The following is a 14,368-nucleotide window of genomic DNA, read 5'->3' as shown; positions in this document are numbered from 1 at the left end:
GCAGCTGATGTCGTCGATTAAGGAGGTGATCCAGCCGCAGGTTCCCCTACGGCTACCTTGTTACGACTTCACCCCAGTCATGAATCACACCGTGGTAACCGTCCTCCCGAAGGTTAGACTAGCTACTTCTGGTGCAACCCACTCCCATGGTGTGACGGGCGGTGTGTACAAGGCCCGGGAACGTATTCACCGCGACATTCTGATTCGCGATTACTAGCGATTCCGACTTCACGCAGTCGAGTTGCAGACTGCGATCCGGACTACGATCGGTTTTGTGGGATTAGCTCCACCTCGCGGCTTGGCAACCCTCTGTACCGACCATTGTAGCACGTGTGTAGCCCAGGCCGTAAGGGCCATGATGACTTGACGTCATCCCCACCTTCCTCCGGTTTGTCACCGGCAGTCTCCTTAGAGTGCCCACCATAACGTGCTGGTAACTAAGGACAAGGGTTGCGCTCGTTACGGGACTTAACCCAACATCTCACGACACGAGCTGACGACAGCCATGCAGCACCTGTCTCAATGTTCCCGAAGGCACCAATCCATCTCTGGAAAGTTCATTGGATGTCAAGGCCTGGTAAGGTTCTTCGCGTTGCTTCGAATTAAACCACATGCTCCACCGCTTGTGCGGGCCCCCGTCAATTCATTTGAGTTTTAACCTTGCGGCCGTACTCCCCAGGCGGTCAACTTAATGCGTTAGCTGCGCCACTAAGAGCTCAAGGCTCCCAACGGCTAGTTGACATCGTTTACGGCGTGGACTACCAGGGTATCTAATCCTGTTTGCTCCCCACGCTTTCGCACCTCAGTGTCAGTGTTGGTCCAGGTGGTCGCCTTCGCCACTGGTGTTCCTTCCTATATCTACGCATTTCACCGCTACACAGGAAATTCCACCACCCTCTACCACACTCTAGTCAGTCAGTTTTGAATGCAGTTCCCAGGTTGAGCCCGGGGATTTCACATCCAACTTAACAAACCACCTACGCGCGCTTTACGCCCAGTAATTCCGATTAACGCTTGCACCCTCTGTATTACCGCGGCTGCTGGCACAGAGTTAGCCGGTGCTTATTCTGTCGGTAACGTCAAAACAATCACGTATTAGGTAACTGCCCTTCCTCCCAACTTAAAGTGCTTTACAATCCGAAGACCTTCTTCACACACGCGGCATGGCTGGATCAGGCTTTCGCCCATTGTCCAATATTCCCCACTGCTGCCTCCCGTAGGAGTCTGGACCGTGTCTCAGTTCCAGTGTGACTGATCATCCTCTCAGACCAGTTACGGATCGTCGCCTTGGTGAGCCATTACCTCACCAACTAGCTAATCCGACCTAGGCTCATCTGATAGCGCAAGGCCCGAAGGTCCCCTGCTTTCTCCCGTAGGACGTATGCGGTATTAGCGTCCGTTTCCGAACGTTATCCCCCACTACCAGGCAGATTCCTAGGCTTTACTCACCCGTCCGCCGCTCTCAAGAGAAGCAAGCTTCTCTCTACCGCTCGACTTGCATGTGTTAGGCCTGCCGCCAGCGTTCAATCTGAGCCATGATCAAACTCTTCAGTTCAAACATCTTTGGGTTTTTAAGAAACCCTAAACTTGGCTCAGCAATCGTTGGTTATTCTTTGATTTCTCGCGGAGTAACTTGTGATGCTGATAATCTTGTTGACTATCAGCCTGACTCCACAAGCACCCACACGAATTGCTTGATTCAGTTGTTAAAGAGCGGTTGGTTAAGATGTTTCGTCTCAACCGAGGCGCGCATTCTACAGCAGCCTCATTTGCTGTCAAGCGGTTATTTTCAGAAGTTTTCGAAGAATTCTTCAACAACTTCAACCACTTGCGCTTGCGATCTCTCGTAAGCGGGAGGCGAATTCTACAGCGTTACACGCTGCTGTCAACACCTCTTTTTCAACTTCCTTCTGGCTTCGATGAACTGAAGCGACCTGCTGTCAAAACTTGCTTAACTCATTGTTTACCAAGGAGTTTTCCGTTTCGACTGCGCCGGAAGTGGGGCGAATTATAGAGAGATATAATTCGCCGTCAACCCCTAATTAGAGACTTATTCGGATTTGAGCGTAATACGCGCAAATGCCTTCTTCCCCGCCTGGCAAACGTGGGTAGCGCCCAGCTCGTATATAAAGGTGCGATCGACCACTTCACCATCTATACGCACACCACCCGAACCGAGCAGGTCACGCGCCACCGCAGAGTTCTTCACCAAACCTGCCTTATTAAGGACTGCCGCGATCGGCATCGCCTCAGCCGCAGTCAATTCGATCTCCGGCAGGTCGTCCGGCAACTCGCCATCCTTCATGCGATTGCCCGCCGCACGGTGAGCGTTGGCCGCAGCCTCTTCACCATGGAAGCGCGCCACGATCTCTTCGGCCAGCTTGATCTTCACATCACGCGGGTTGGCACCCGCCTCCACATCAGCACGCAACGCATTGATTTCATCCATCGAGCGAAAGCTCAGCAATTCGAAGTAACGCCACATCAACGAATCCGGAATGGAAACCAGCTTGCCGTACATCACGCCCGGCGCTTCCTGGATACCCACATAGTTACCCAGGGACTTGGACATCTTCTTGACGCCATCCAACCCCTCCAGCAACGGCATGGTCAGAATGCACTGCGCTTCCTGCCCATAGGCGCGCTGCAGCTCACGCCCCATCAGCAGGTTGAACTTCTGATCCGTCCCGCCCAGCTCAACATCCGCACGCAAAGCCACCGAGTCATACCCCTGGACCAGCGGGTAAAGAAACTCATGGATCGCGATCGGCTGATTGGTGGAGTAGCGCTTGTCGAAGTCATCACGCTCAAGCATGCGTGCGACGGTGTACTGCGACGTCAGGCGAATGAAATCCGCCGGCCCCATCTGGTCCATCCAGGTGGAGTTGAAGGCCACCTCGGTTTTGGCCGGATCAAGGATTTTGAACACCTGGGTCTTGTAGGTCTCGGCATTGTCGAGAACCTGTTCGCGCGTCAGCGGTGGGCGCGTTGCGCTCTTGCCGCTCGGGTCGCCGATCATCCCGGTGAAGTCACCAATAAGGAAGATGACCTGATGCCCCAAGTCCTGGAACTGACGCAGCTTATTAATAAGCACGGTATGGCCAAGGTGCAGGTCAGGCGCGGTAGGATCAAAGCCTGCCTTGATACGCAGGGGCTGGCCACGCTTGAGCTTTTCTATCAGCTCGGCCTCGACCAACAGTTCTTCCGCACCACGTTTTATCAGCGCTAGCTGCTCTTCAACCGACTTCATAACAGACCCGCAAGGCTCAGATTCAAAAGGGAACCAACCATACAAGATCAGGGACTAATTACAAGTTTTGCCCTGTGAACGGACACCATTGCGCAAGCCCAGCGTTCGCGAGCTTGCGCCACAGATGATTTGGTTATATTTTATACAGTTATTTCATCTTCATCATGTCATTCATCTTTTCCATTTCATCTTCAAAGTCAAAATACTTATGACCACTGAACCGTCTAAAGCGCCGCCGCTTTACCCGAAGACCCACCTGCTCGCCGCAAGTGGTATCGCCGCCCTTCTCAGCCTGGCACTCCTGGTATTCCCTTCCAGTGACGTAGAAGCCAAACGAACATCCCTAAGCCTTGACCTGGAAAGTCCTGTTGAGCAACTGACACAAGATCAAGACGCTTCCGACGCGCAACAAGCCACAAATACCCCGAACGAGTCTCCGTTCGCGCAGATTGAAGACACCCCGCAAGAGACTCAAAACGCTGCTCAGGACAAGCCCGCAGCCGTCGCGCCCAAGAACGCCCAGCATCGCGAAGTGATCGTGAGCAAAGGTGACACACTGTCAACACTGTTCGAAAAGGTCGGATTGCCCGCCGCCACCGTCAATGACGTCCTCGCCACCGATAAGCAAGCCAAGCAGTTCACCCAGCTCAAACATGGCCAGAAGCTTGAATTCGAACTGACGCCCGACGGCCAACTGAATAACCTGCACACCAATATCAGCGACCTGGAAAGCATCAGCCTGAGCAAAAGCGCCAAGGGTTTTGCCTTCAATCGCATCACCACCAAGCCGGTCATGCGTTCTGCCTACGTACACGGCGTGATCAACAGCTCGCTGTCGCAATCCGCCGCCCGTGCCGGCCTGTCCCACAGCATGACCATGGACATGGCCAGCGTATTTGGCTACGACATCGACTTCGCCCAGGACATACGCCAGGGTGACGAATTCGATGTGATCTACGAACAGAAAGTCGCCAATGGCAAAGTAGTCGGCACCGGCAATATTCTCTCTGCGCGCTTCACAAACCGCGGCAAGACCTACACCGCCGTGCGCTACACCAACAAACAGGGCAACAGCAGCTACTACACGGCTGACGGCAACAGCATGCGCAAGGCGTTCATCCGTACACCGGTGGACTTCGCCCGTATTAGCTCGCGTTTCTCCATGGGTCGCAAGCATCCAATTCTGAACAAAATCCGCGCCCACAAAGGTGTCGACTACGCCGCTCCGCGTGGCACGCCAATCAAGGCAGCCGGCGACGGCAAGGTCCTGTTGGCCGGGCGTCGCGGTGGTTACGGCAACACGGTGATCATCCAGCACGGCAATACCTACCGCACGCTGTATGGCCACATGCAAGGGTTCGCCAAGGGCGTGAAAACCGGTGGAAACGTGAAGCAGGGCCAAGTGATCGGTTATATCGGCACGACTGGCCTGTCCACCGGGCCGCACTTGCACTATGAGTTCCAGGTCAACGGTGTACACGTTGATCCACTGGGCCAGAAGCTGCCGATGGCCGACCCCATTGCCAAGGCAGAGCGCGCGCGCTTCATGCAGCAAAGCCAACCGTTGATGGCCCGCATGGATCAGGAACGCTCCACCCTGTTGGCTTCGGCGAAGCGTTAAGGTATGCCGCGCTATATAGGTGTGATGTCCGGGACCAGCCTCGATGGCCTGGATATCGCCCTCATCGAGCAGGATTCGGCGCTCAGCCTGATCGCCACCCACTACATCCCCATGCCTGCCGAGCTGCGCGCCGAGCTGCTCAGCCTGTGCGCCAGCGGGCCGGATGAGATTGCCCGCTCGGCCATCGCCCAGCAGTCCTGGGTAACACTCGCCGCCCAAGGCATCCACGCCTTGCTGGCCCAGCAAAACCTCACCCCTCACGACATCCGCGCGATTGGCAGCCATGGGCAGACCATCCGCCATGAACCCGCCCGGGGCTTTACGGTACAGATCGGCAATCCGGCATTACTCGCCGAGCTGACGGGCATCACGGTGGTCAGCGACTTCCGCAGCCGCGACGTCGCCGCAGGTGGCCAGGGCGCCCCTTTGGTACCGGCCTTTCACGAGGCGCTGTTCGGTGAACGTGCCGGCAACCGTGCCGTGCTGAACGTCGGTGGCTTCAGCAACCTGAGCCTGATAGAAACCGGCAAACCTGTATCGGGCTTTGACTGCGGCCCGGGCAATGTCTTGCTGGACGCGTGGATTGATCACCAACGCGGCGAGCCGTTTGATCGTGACGGGCAATGGGCAGCCAGTGGCAAGGTTCAGCCGCCGCTACTAGACACGCTGCTCAGCGATGCTTTTTTCGCGACCAAAGGGCCCAAGAGTACCGGAAGAGAAGTGTTCAACCTGGACTGGCTGCAGCACCATCTCGGCGAGTTGCCGGCGTTTCTTCCCGAGGATGTGCAAGCCACATTGCTCGAGCTGACCGCCCTGACCATCGTCGAATCCCTGCAAAGCGCTCAACACCAGACCGACACCCTGCTGGTCTGCGGCGGTGGCGCCCATAACGGGACGCTGATGAATCGACTGGCTGCACTGCTACCGTCCACCCAGGTCAGTAGCACAGCCACCTATGGCGTAGACCCGGACTGGGTGGAAGCCATGGCCTTCGCCTGGCTGGCCCATTGCTGCCTTGAAGGCATCGCCGCGAACCGCCCGAGCGTCACCGGTGCTCGCGGGCTGCGGGTGCTGGGCGCGATCTACCCCGCCTGAGCGCCAGACAGCACAACGCCGCTTGGCCGATCAAAGCCAAGCGGCGTTTTTGTATCCGTGCAGGTTTCTTTATACGTGCAGGCCAGGCGTTCGATCAGATCGAGAACGAAGACCCGCAACCACAGGTAGTCGTGGCGTTGGGGTTCTTGATCACGAAACGCGACCCTTCCAGCCCTTCCTGATAATCCACTTCAGCCCCCGCCAGGTACTGGAAGCTCATCGGATCCACAACCAGGCTCACGCCCTCGCGCTCAACGATGGTGTCATCGTCGGCCACATCTTCATCGAAGGTAAAACCGTACTGAAACCCTGAACAACCGCCGCCCGTAACAAATACGCGCAGCTTCAAGCGATCATTACCCTCTTCATCGACCAGGCTCTTCACCTTGTGCGCAGCACCGTGGGTGAATTGCAAAGCCGTGGGGGTGAAGGATTCAACGCTCATGCTGATAATCTCCCGGCGTAGCGCCGTCATATGCGTAATAGCGAGCATTATCCGCTTCTCCTAGAAAAGCGGTCAACTATTATGCGGGGCAGCGGCAAGCTTCAAGCCTTAAGCTACACGCTTGCCGCTGACAACTTGAAGCTTGCAGCCGCTTTTAAGGCAGCATCCCTGCGTGGGACAGGCCGAGCTTCTCATCCAGGCCAAACAGGATGTTCATATTCTGCACCGCCTGGCCCGACGCCCCCTTGACCAGGTTGTCGATCACCGACAGCACCACCACCAGGTCGCCGTCCTGCGGACGATGCACCGCAATCCGGCACACGTTGGCGCCGCGCACACTGCGGGTTTCCGGATGGCTGCCCGCCGGCATCACGTCGACGAAGGGCTCATTGGCATAACGCTTTTCGAACAATGCCTGCAGGTCAACCGACCGATCGACAACCGTCGCGTACAAGGTGGAGTGAATCCCGCGGATCATCGGCGTCAGGTGCGGCACGAAGGTCAGGCCCACGTCCTTACCCGCAGCGCGGCGCAGCCCCTGACGGATCTCAGGCAAATGACGATGCCCTTTGACCGCATAAGCCTTCATGCTTTCCGACGTCTCGGAATACAGCGAGCCTACCGCAGCACCGCGACCGGCGCCGCTGACACCGGACTTGCAGTCCGCGATCAAACGCGAGGCGTCCGCCAGGCCTGCTTCCAGCAGCGGCAGGAAACCCAGCTGAGTCGCCGTCGGATAGCAACCCGGCACCGCAATCAGGCGGGCCTGCCTGATCTGCTCACGATTGACTTCCGGCAAGCCGTACACCGCTTCTTCCAGCAACTCTGGCGCGCCGTGAGGCTGGCCGTACCATTTGGCCCACTCATCGGCATCCTGCAGGCGGAAGTCGGCGGAAAGATCGATCACCTTGGTGCCCGCCGCCAACAGTTCACCGGCCAATGCATGCGCGACCCCGTGAGGCGTGGCGAAGAACACCACGTCACAGGCACCCAGTGTCTTGATGTCCGGCACGCTGAAGGCCAGGCCGTCGTAGTGGCCTCGCAGGTTCGGGTACATATCGGCCACGGCCAGGCCCGCCTCGGAGCGTGAAGTGATGACCACCACCTCAGCCTGCGGATGCTGAGCCAACAGACGCAGCAATTCGACACCGGTGTAACCCGTGCCGCCGACGATACCGACCTTGACCATAAACCTGCCCTCAACGAACCACTGGAAAGCCGTCGATAATAGGGTCCGTATCGTCCTGCGACAACCGCCAACGTGACGTACGGGCGCTTGAGCTACTACTATCTTCGCTACCGTGAACCTGGGAATAACTAAAAATGCTTTATCTATGGGTCAAAGCCTTCCATATCGTCAGCATCGTCTGCTGGTTTGCCGGGCTGTTCTACCTGCCACGCCTGTTTGTCTACCACGCCCAAAGCGAGGATACCGTCAGCAAGGAGCGCTTCAGCGTCATGGAGCGCAAGCTGTACCGCGGCATCATGGGCCCGGCGATGGTCGCCACGCTGGTCTTCGGCATCTGGTTGCTGGTGCTTAACCCCGGTATTTTCCAATCGGGCGCGTGGATCCACGCCAAGCTCACCCTGGTCGTCCTGTTGATCGGCTATCACCACATGTGCGGCGCGCAGGTAAAACGCTTCGCCCGTGGTGAAAACAGCCGCAGCCATGTCTTTTATCGCTGGTTCAATGAAGTGCCGGTCCTGATATTGCTGGCAATCGTAATTCTGGTCGTGGTCAAACCGTTTTAACTTCAATTACTCGGGGGAACCTCCAATGTCGCTGCCCGCCCTGCTTGAACAACGCCTGCGCCTGCCCGTGGTGGCTGCCCCCATGTTCCTGATCTCCAACCCGCAACTGGTGCTGGCCTGCTGCCGCAACGGGGTGGTCGGCAGTTTCCCGGCGCTCAACCAACGCGAAAGCAGCGGCTTCAAGGCCTGGCTGGAGGAAATCGAAGCAGGCCTGGCGCAGCTGGATAACCCCGCCCCCTATGCCGTCAACCTGATCGCACACAACAGCAACCCACGGCTTGAAGCCGACCTGGCCCTCTGCGTCGAGCACCAAGTGCCCATCGTCATCACCAGCCTTGGTGCCGTGAAGGAGTTGGTCGATGCAGTGCACAGCTACGGCGGCCTGGTGTTTCACGACGTCACCACCCGTCGTCACGCCGAAAAAGCCGCTGAAGCGGGCGTCGATGGGTTGATCGCGGTCGCCGCCGGCGCAGGTGGTCATGCCGGCACCTGGAGTCCCTTTGCGCTGATTGCCGAGATACGCCAGTTCTTCGACAAAACCCTGCTGCTCGCCGGCTGTCTCAACCACGGTCGGGAAATTCTCGCCGCCCAACTGCTTGGCGCAGACCTGGCGTATCTCGGCACGCGCTTTATCGGTACCACCGAAAGCCAAGCACCGGATGCGTATAAAGAGATGCTGCTCACAGCGCACGCCGCCGACATCGTGCACACTCCGGCTGTTTCCGGCGTGCCTGCAAGCTTCATGCGCCAGAGCCTGGAAAACGCCGGTTTTGATCTCGCTGCCCTCCAGGGCAAAGGTGAGGTCAATGTCGGCTCCAAGCTCAAACCGTTGAGCGATGAGGCCAAGGCATGGAAGACTGTATGGTCGGCCGGCCAAGGCGTCGGTGAGATCAATGATTTACCCGGCGTGGATGAACTCGTCGCACGCCTGGACGCTCAATACCGCCAGGCACGCGAAAACGCAGCACAATTGCGCTGGCCACGTTGACCCAGATGCCAGGCCTGCCAATTGAGCCGGCCTGCACAACCTCCCTGAAAAAAGTGCCAAGGATGCCCGCATGAGCGACAACCGTTTCAAGATTGTGTTTGACGGAGCCTTGCGCCCGGGTGTCGAAAGCACCACCGCCAAGCTGAACCTCGCCGAGCTGTTCAAGAGCGACGTCGAGGCGATCGAAAAGCTGTTCACCGGCCGCGAGGTCGCGCTCAAGCGCGATCTGTCACGTGCCGACGCTGAAACCTATCTCACCGCGCTGCAGAACGCCGGAGTCGACGCACGTATCGAGGCCGAACAACCTGTGGCTTTCAGCCTTGCCGAAACCCACGAGACAGGCTCGTCCGCGCCGGACTTCTCAACCTCCGCCGCATCACCGTATGCACCACCACGCGCCGCCGTCGGCGATAACCTGCCGGAGTATTCCACGCTCAAGGTCTTCACCATCCACGGGCGTATCGGTCGCCTGCGCTATCTCGCCTGGACGCTGGCACTGACCGTCGCGATGCTGGTGGCTGGCGGGATCATCAGTACCGTGGGTTTCGCGGTGGCTACTGCTTCGCCAACGATCGCAATCATTCTCGGCTCGCTGCTGGGTTTCGCACTGTTTGTGGGACTTGTGGTCGTCAGCGTGCAAATCGGCGTGCAGCGCCTGCACGACATCGGCTGGTCTGGCTGGCTGTACCTGCTGAACCTGGTTCCGGTGGTGAACAGCATTTTCCCTCTGCTGCTGCTGGTATGGCCGGGCAACACCGGCGCCAACCAGTACGGTGCACCTCCACCGCGCAACTCCACGGCGGTTAAAATCCTCGCCTCGTTGTGGCTGGCGTTCATCCCATTGATGCTCATCGTCGTGGTAACCCTGGGCATGAACGGCTACCTGGACCAACTGGAAGCCAACATGGGCGGCGGCTATGAAAGCAGCTCCATTACCGCCGACGACGCCGCCGCCCCAGACGTCATGGTCGAGGACGAAGCAGCGCAGAGTGCTGACGACACGGCCGAACCTGTAGACTCTCCAGAACAGTGAAGAAACGCCCCCCCGCCTGTGATGCCTCTGTCACAGGCTCGGTGGCGTGGCGATGGAGAAAGGCATGACCCGTTACGCTCTGATCACCGGTGCCTCCAGCGGTATCGGCCTGGCTTTGGCCGAAGCACTGGCTCGACGTGGCCGCAGTTTGATTCTGGTGGCCCGCCAGCGTGATCAGTTGGAAAGCATTGCAACCGAATTGACTCAACGTTTCGGCGTCGAGGTGCTGTTCCGTGCCTGCGACCTGGGCGAGCCGCTGCGGTTGTCGGGTTTTTTGCTGGAACTCGAAGAGGGTGAGCGACAGATCGACCTGTTGGTCAACTGCGCCGGTATCGGCACCAGCGGGCCGTTCCTGGCCCAGGACTGGATGACCGAGCAGGACCTGATCGAAGTCAACATCCTCGCCCTGACCCGCATGTGTCACGCTCTGGGCAATGCCATGGCGCTGCATGGCGGCGGGCAGATTCTCAACGTCGCCTCGGTTGCCGCCTTCCAGCCGGGCCCGTGGATGAGCAGCTACTACGCGAGCAAAGCCTATGTACTGCACTTCTCCGAAGGCCTGCGCGAGGAGCTCAAGACCTGTGGCATCAAGGTTTCGGTGCTCTGCCCCGGGCCTACGCGCACCGCTTTCTTCGGCACCGCGCAAATGGACACTGCAAAACTCGACCGCAGCCAGCAGTTGATGAGCCCCGAAGAAGTCGCGCTCTTCACCGTGCGTGCGTTGGAGAAGAACAAGGCGATCATCATTCCGGGGCGCCGCAACCGCTGGCTCGCCTTCAGCCCGCGCCTGAGCCCGCGCTGGCTTACCCGAAAAATTGCCGGTGCGATCAACAAGGCCTATTGCCCGCGTTGAGCGCCCCAGTACACTGACCCTCTCGTTCACTATGGAGAAACAGCTGTGGATACTCTGTTCACCAAGATCATCAATCGAGAAATACCGGCGAACATCATCTATGAAGATGACCAGGTGCTGGCTTTCCACGATATCGCCCCGCAGGCGCCGGTGCATTTCCTGGTCATCCCGAAAAAGCCCATTCGCACCCTCAACGACCTGACCGAGGACGATAAAGCCCTGGCCGGCCATATTCTGTTCACGGCCCAACGCCTGGCGGTGGAGCAAGGCTGCGAGAAAGGCTTTCGCGTGGTGATGAACTGCAACGAAGACGGCGGGCAGACCGTGTACCACATCCATATGCACGTGCTGGGTCAGCGCCAGATGAACTGGCCGCCGGGCTGAGTGCACCGGGGCAAATTGACTCAGCGCAAACGCGCCGTCCTCTCTTGCGGTAAACTGGCCGCCGAGATTCTTTCCGGAGGTCAGCATGACTACCCAACGTCACTACTCGCCGATTGACCGTCTGTTACTGCAAGCCGACACAGCCATGCGTACGCTGCTGCCATTCAGCGGCCAACCGTATCGTCCGTCACCGGCCATCGTGCAGCCGGACGCGCAGATGAGCGAGAGCGAGACCCGCCACGTGGCCGGCCTGATGCGTATCAACCATACCGGTGAAGTCTGTGCCCAGGCGTTGTACCAGGGCCAGGCACTGACCGCCAAGTTGCCGCAGATACGCGCGGCAATGGAGCATGCGGCCGAGGAAGAGATCGACCACCTGGCTTGGTGCGAACAACGCATTCGCCAATTGGGCAGTCATACCAGTGTGCTGAACCCAGTGTTTTATGGCTTGTCGTTTGGGATTGGCGCCGCTGCCGGCCTGATCAGCGACAAGGTCAGCCTGGGTTTTGTCGCGGCAACCGAGCATCAGGTGTGCAAGCACCTGGACGAACACCTTGAACAACTGCCGGCCGAGGACCAAAAGTCACGGGCCATTCTCGAGCAGATGCGCATCGACGAAGAGCATCACGCAGAAAGCGCGCTGGATGCCGGCGGCTTTCGCTTCCCTGCGCCGGTGAGGTTCGGCATGAGTCTGTTGGCCAAGGTCATGACCAAAAGCACCTATCGGATTTGAAAGCACGAAGAGCGCAAAACCCGGCACCTGCGCAAGGGTGACGCGGAGCGTCACGAGAATGCATTCCCACGCGGAGCGTGGGAACGATCATCTCGCAGAGCGTGGGAATGATCATGTAAAAAGGGCGCTATCAAAGCGCCCTTCTTTTTGCCCGTCGTTCTACGATCAACCCAACTCGATAATTTCGTAATCATGGGTGATGGCTACACCGGCCGCGCCGAGCATGATCGAGGCCGAGCAGTATTTCTCTGCCGACAGCTCGATGGCACGCTTGACCTGCGCCTCCTTCAGCGCCCGGCCCTTGACCACAAAATGCATATGAATCCTGGTAAACACCTTGGGATCTTCGGTGGCACGCTCGGCCTCCAGAAAGGCTTCGCAGCTTTCCACGGCCTGACGGGATTTTTTCAGGATACTGACCACATCGAAATTGCTGCAACCGCCGACACCCAGCAGCAGCATTTCCATCGGGCGTACACCCAGGTTGCGGCCACCGGCTTCCGGCGGGCCGTCCATGACCACCACGTGGCCACTGCCCGACTCACCGAGGAACATGGCTTCGCCCGCCCATTGGATGCGTGCCTTCATCGCCCAGACTCCACTGCTAAAAAAGGGTCGCCAGCTTAGCACAGGGCCTCAGGACAGCCGTGCACTGCATGAAAACGATCAATAAACAGCGTTTGCCGGTGAAATACGCTAATCGAGTCAGAATGTGTCTGGTAAGCTGGCGCCAAATCAATGGCGCATTGCCATCCTTTGTACAGCGTACGTCAATGCCGGTATCGCTGATAAAAACAAATCCAACCCCATCGCGCAGTCTTTCGGGATACAACCATGGTTGCTCTTACTCCCACACCCAAGATCAAGAACCTCGACAAGCTGCTGATGCATTGCCAGCGCCGGCGTCATCCGGCCAAGCACAACATCATCTGCGCGGGCGAGCGCTCCGAAACCCTGTTCTTCATTATCAAGGGCTCGGTCACCATCCTGATCGAGGACGAAGACGGTCGCGAGATGATCATTGCCTACCTCAACACCGGGGATTTCTTTGGCGAGCTGGGACTGTTCGAGCAAGCGGGCAAGGAGCAGCAGCGCAGCGCTTGGGTACGCACCAAGGTGGAGTGCGAAGTGGCCGAGATCAGCTATACGAAATTTCGCGAACTGGCCCAACAGGATCCGGACATTCTGTATGCCTTGAGCGGGCAGATTGCCCAGCGCCTGCGGGATACCACGCGCAAGGTCGGCGACCTGGCATTCTTCGATGTGACCGGGCGTGTCGCTCGCTGCCTGCTGGAGCTGTGCAAGCAACCTGACGCCATGACCCACCCCGATGGCATGCAGATCAAAGTCACACGCCAGGAAATCGGGCGCATCGTCGGCTGTTCGCGGGAAATGGTGGGGCGCGTGCTCAAGGATCTGGAGGAGCGCAACCTGGTGCACGTCAAAGGCAAGACAATGGTGGTGTTCGGCACCCGTTAACCTGGCAGCAAGCCTGCCAGCATCTGACGGTACAAGGTGTCGAGCCGGCCGATTACATCGGGCGCGGTGAACACCTCGTGCAGTGCGATATGGCTCTCGGCCCGCACCCGTTGTTCCAGGCCACAAGCTTGATTAAAACGATTGACCGCCATAATCAACTCATCGCGATCATTGTCCAGCAATAAGGCACCGTGCACCAAGCCCACCGGGCGACCGCCGCTCTGGCGCCAACGTTGGGCCGTGCCGACCATTTTCCGGCCGTTGAGATTGACGTTGTAACGACCGTCGCAGAACGCGCCGTCGATTTCGCCAACGGATGCGTCGCCGCCCAACTCGGTCAATACATCACAAATCGGCTGGCACAACCGTCGGTAGCCGGTTTCGATGCGCCCTTGATCACCTTCACTGCGCGCAGGCGCGTAGACCAGGGCGACATTGACCGTAGCGGCGGACTGCGGCACCGGCTCACCGCCGGTTTCGCGCAACAACACCGGCCAACCCGCGTCTGCCGAGACCTGGCTGGCGGCTTCAAAGGCCGGTAATCGGCTCAAACGGCGTGGCATGACCAAGGCTTGATCGTTGGGCTGCCAGAACAACAGACCGAATTCCTGCTCACCGGCGCAGACGGCGGCCAGCAAGGCTTGTTCGGCTGCAAGCCCTGCTTCTACCGTCATCGAAACCGGCTTGGTCATTAACATTTACCCACCTGAATAAGCACAAAACCAATGTGGGAGG

Annotated in this window: 14 protein-coding genes and 1 rRNA gene; 9 read left to right on the top strand and 6 right to left on the bottom strand. The window is 58.5% G+C overall.

Annotated elements, in window-relative coordinates:
• Nucleotides 1-18 precede the first annotated feature (18 nt).
• Nucleotides 19-1,555: ribosomal RNA gene (locus tag BFP93_RS18660) — 16S ribosomal RNA — on the bottom strand.
• 495 nt (nt 1,556-2,050) lie between these two features.
• Complete coding sequence (tyrS, locus tag BFP93_RS18655; protein ID WP_065885537.1) at nt 2,051-3,250, bottom strand: tyrosine--tRNA ligase; 1,200 nt, start codon at nt 3,248-3,250, stop codon at nt 2,051-2,053.
• 208 nt (nt 3,251-3,458) lie between these two features.
• On the opposite strand from tyrS, the gene BFP93_RS18650 reads away from it, so the two are divergent.
• Both BFP93_RS18650 and BFP93_RS18645 read left to right on the top strand, forming a co-directional pair.
• A complete protein-coding gene (locus tag BFP93_RS18650) occupies nt 3,459-4,871 on the top strand; it encodes a peptidoglycan DD-metalloendopeptidase family protein (protein ID WP_065894218.1) in 1,413 nt (470 codons plus the stop codon).
• 3 nt (nt 4,872-4,874) lie between these two features.
• Nucleotides 4,875-5,966: an anhydro-N-acetylmuramic acid kinase gene (locus tag BFP93_RS18645; RefSeq protein ID WP_065894217.1), complete on the top strand. Its 1,092-nt coding sequence runs from the start codon at nt 4,875-4,877 to the stop codon at nt 5,964-5,966.
• A gap of 94 nt (nt 5,967-6,060) precedes the next feature.
• On the opposite strand, the gene erpA is transcribed toward BFP93_RS18645, so the two are convergent.
• Together erpA and argC are read right to left on the bottom strand one after the other, a co-directional pair.
• Entirely contained in the window at nt 6,061-6,411 is a 351-nt protein-coding gene (erpA, locus tag BFP93_RS18640; protein ID WP_003176443.1) for an iron-sulfur cluster insertion protein ErpA, read from the bottom strand.
• A 154-nt stretch (nt 6,412-6,565) separates the two neighbouring features.
• Nucleotides 6,566-7,600: an N-acetyl-gamma-glutamyl-phosphate reductase gene (gene argC / locus BFP93_RS18635; RefSeq protein ID WP_065894216.1), complete on the bottom strand. Its 1,035-nt coding sequence runs from the start codon at nt 7,598-7,600 to the stop codon at nt 6,566-6,568.
• 134 nt (nt 7,601-7,734) lie between these two features.
• Here argC and hemJ point away from each other — a divergent pair, with 134 nt between their 5' ends.
• The 6 genes from hemJ to coq7 all read left to right on the top strand — a co-directional run bounded on the left by hemJ (nt 7,735) and on the right by coq7 (nt 12,154).
• On the top strand, nt 7,735-8,163 hold the full coding sequence (gene hemJ / locus BFP93_RS18630; protein ID WP_065894214.1) for a protoporphyrinogen oxidase HemJ: 429 nt from the start codon (nt 7,735-7,737) through the stop codon (nt 8,161-8,163).
• A gap of 25 nt (nt 8,164-8,188) precedes the next feature.
• Nucleotides 8,189-9,151 (top strand): NAD(P)H-dependent flavin oxidoreductase, encoded by a 963-nt coding sequence (locus BFP93_RS18625; protein ID WP_065894212.1) that lies wholly within the window; start codon nt 8,189-8,191, stop codon nt 9,149-9,151.
• Nucleotides 9,152-9,221: 70 nt separating this feature from the next.
• On the top strand, nt 9,222-10,184 hold the full coding sequence (locus BFP93_RS18620) for a DUF805 domain-containing protein (RefSeq protein ID WP_065894210.1): 963 nt from the start codon (nt 9,222-9,224) through the stop codon (nt 10,182-10,184).
• A 64-nt stretch (nt 10,185-10,248) separates the two neighbouring features.
• Nucleotides 10,249-11,037, top strand: coding sequence for an SDR family NAD(P)-dependent oxidoreductase (locus BFP93_RS18615; RefSeq protein ID WP_065885530.1), 789 nt, complete (start codon nt 10,249-10,251; stop codon nt 11,035-11,037).
• Between the two features lie 45 nt (nt 11,038-11,082).
• Entirely contained in the window at nt 11,083-11,421 is a 339-nt protein-coding gene (locus tag BFP93_RS18610) for a histidine triad nucleotide-binding protein (protein WP_065885529.1), read from the top strand.
• Nucleotides 11,422-11,506: 85 nt separating this feature from the next.
• Nucleotides 11,507-12,154: a 2-polyprenyl-3-methyl-6-methoxy-1,4-benzoquinone monooxygenase gene (gene coq7 / locus BFP93_RS18605; protein ID WP_065894207.1), complete on the top strand. Its 648-nt coding sequence runs from the start codon at nt 11,507-11,509 to the stop codon at nt 12,152-12,154.
• 165 nt (nt 12,155-12,319) lie between these two features.
• On the opposite strand, the gene BFP93_RS18600 is transcribed toward coq7, so the two are convergent.
• On the bottom strand, nt 12,320-12,742 hold the full coding sequence (locus BFP93_RS18600; RefSeq protein WP_003210947.1) for an OsmC family protein: 423 nt from the start codon (nt 12,740-12,742) through the stop codon (nt 12,320-12,322).
• Between the two features lie 246 nt (nt 12,743-12,988).
• Here BFP93_RS18600 and crp point away from each other — a divergent pair, with 246 nt between their 5' ends.
• Nucleotides 12,989-13,633, top strand: a complete 645-nt coding sequence (crp, locus tag BFP93_RS18595) for a cAMP-activated global transcriptional regulator CRP (protein WP_057723693.1) — start codon at nt 12,989-12,991, stop codon at nt 13,631-13,633.
• Here crp and BFP93_RS18590 read toward each other — a convergent pair.
• Nucleotides 13,630-14,325 (bottom strand): lipoate--protein ligase family protein, encoded by a 696-nt coding sequence (locus BFP93_RS18590; RefSeq protein ID WP_065894205.1) that lies wholly within the window; start codon nt 14,323-14,325, stop codon nt 13,630-13,632. The genes crp and BFP93_RS18590 overlap by 4 nt on opposite strands.
• Between the last annotated feature and the right edge of the window lie 43 nt (nt 14,326-14,368).

The sequence above is a fragment of the Pseudomonas sp. 44 R 15 genome, from assembly GCF_900004965.1.
In the GTDB taxonomy this organism is placed as follows: Bacteria; Pseudomonadota; Gammaproteobacteria; order Pseudomonadales; family Pseudomonadaceae; genus Aquipseudomonas; species Aquipseudomonas orientalis_A.
Note: the sequence above shows the minus strand (reverse complement) of the source record. Positions and strands in the feature narration are given on the sequence as shown.

Excerpts from the sequence above, each read along its gene's own strand:
- tyrS (WP_065885537.1), bottom strand. The coding sequence starts at position 3,250 with ATGAAGTCGGTTGAAGAGCAGCTAGCGCTGATAAAACGTGGTGCGGAA.
- BFP93_RS18650 (WP_065894218.1), top strand. The coding sequence starts at position 3,459 with ATGACCACTGAACCGTCTAAAGCGCCGCCGCTTTACCCGAAGACCCAC.
- BFP93_RS18645 (WP_065894217.1), top strand. The coding sequence starts at position 4,875 with ATGCCGCGCTATATAGGTGTGATGTCCGGGACCAGCCTCGATGGCCTG.
- erpA (WP_003176443.1), bottom strand. The coding sequence starts at position 6,411 with ATGAGCGTTGAATCCTTCACCCCCACGGCTTTGCAATTCACCCACGGT.
- argC (WP_065894216.1), bottom strand. The coding sequence starts at position 7,600 with ATGGTCAAGGTCGGTATCGTCGGCGGCACGGGTTACACCGGTGTCGAA.
- hemJ (WP_065894214.1), top strand. The coding sequence starts at position 7,735 with ATGCTTTATCTATGGGTCAAAGCCTTCCATATCGTCAGCATCGTCTGC.
- BFP93_RS18625 (WP_065894212.1), top strand. The coding sequence starts at position 8,189 with ATGTCGCTGCCCGCCCTGCTTGAACAACGCCTGCGCCTGCCCGTGGTG.
- BFP93_RS18620 (WP_065894210.1), top strand. The coding sequence starts at position 9,222 with ATGAGCGACAACCGTTTCAAGATTGTGTTTGACGGAGCCTTGCGCCCG.
- BFP93_RS18615 (WP_065885530.1), top strand. The coding sequence starts at position 10,249 with ATGACCCGTTACGCTCTGATCACCGGTGCCTCCAGCGGTATCGGCCTG.
- coq7 (WP_065894207.1), top strand. The coding sequence starts at position 11,507 with ATGACTACCCAACGTCACTACTCGCCGATTGACCGTCTGTTACTGCAA.
- BFP93_RS18600 (WP_003210947.1), bottom strand. The coding sequence starts at position 12,742 with ATGAAGGCACGCATCCAATGGGCGGGCGAAGCCATGTTCCTCGGTGAG.
- crp (WP_057723693.1), top strand. The coding sequence starts at position 12,989 with ATGGTTGCTCTTACTCCCACACCCAAGATCAAGAACCTCGACAAGCTG.
- BFP93_RS18590 (WP_065894205.1), bottom strand. The coding sequence starts at position 14,325 with ATGACCAAGCCGGTTTCGATGACGGTAGAAGCAGGGCTTGCAGCCGAA.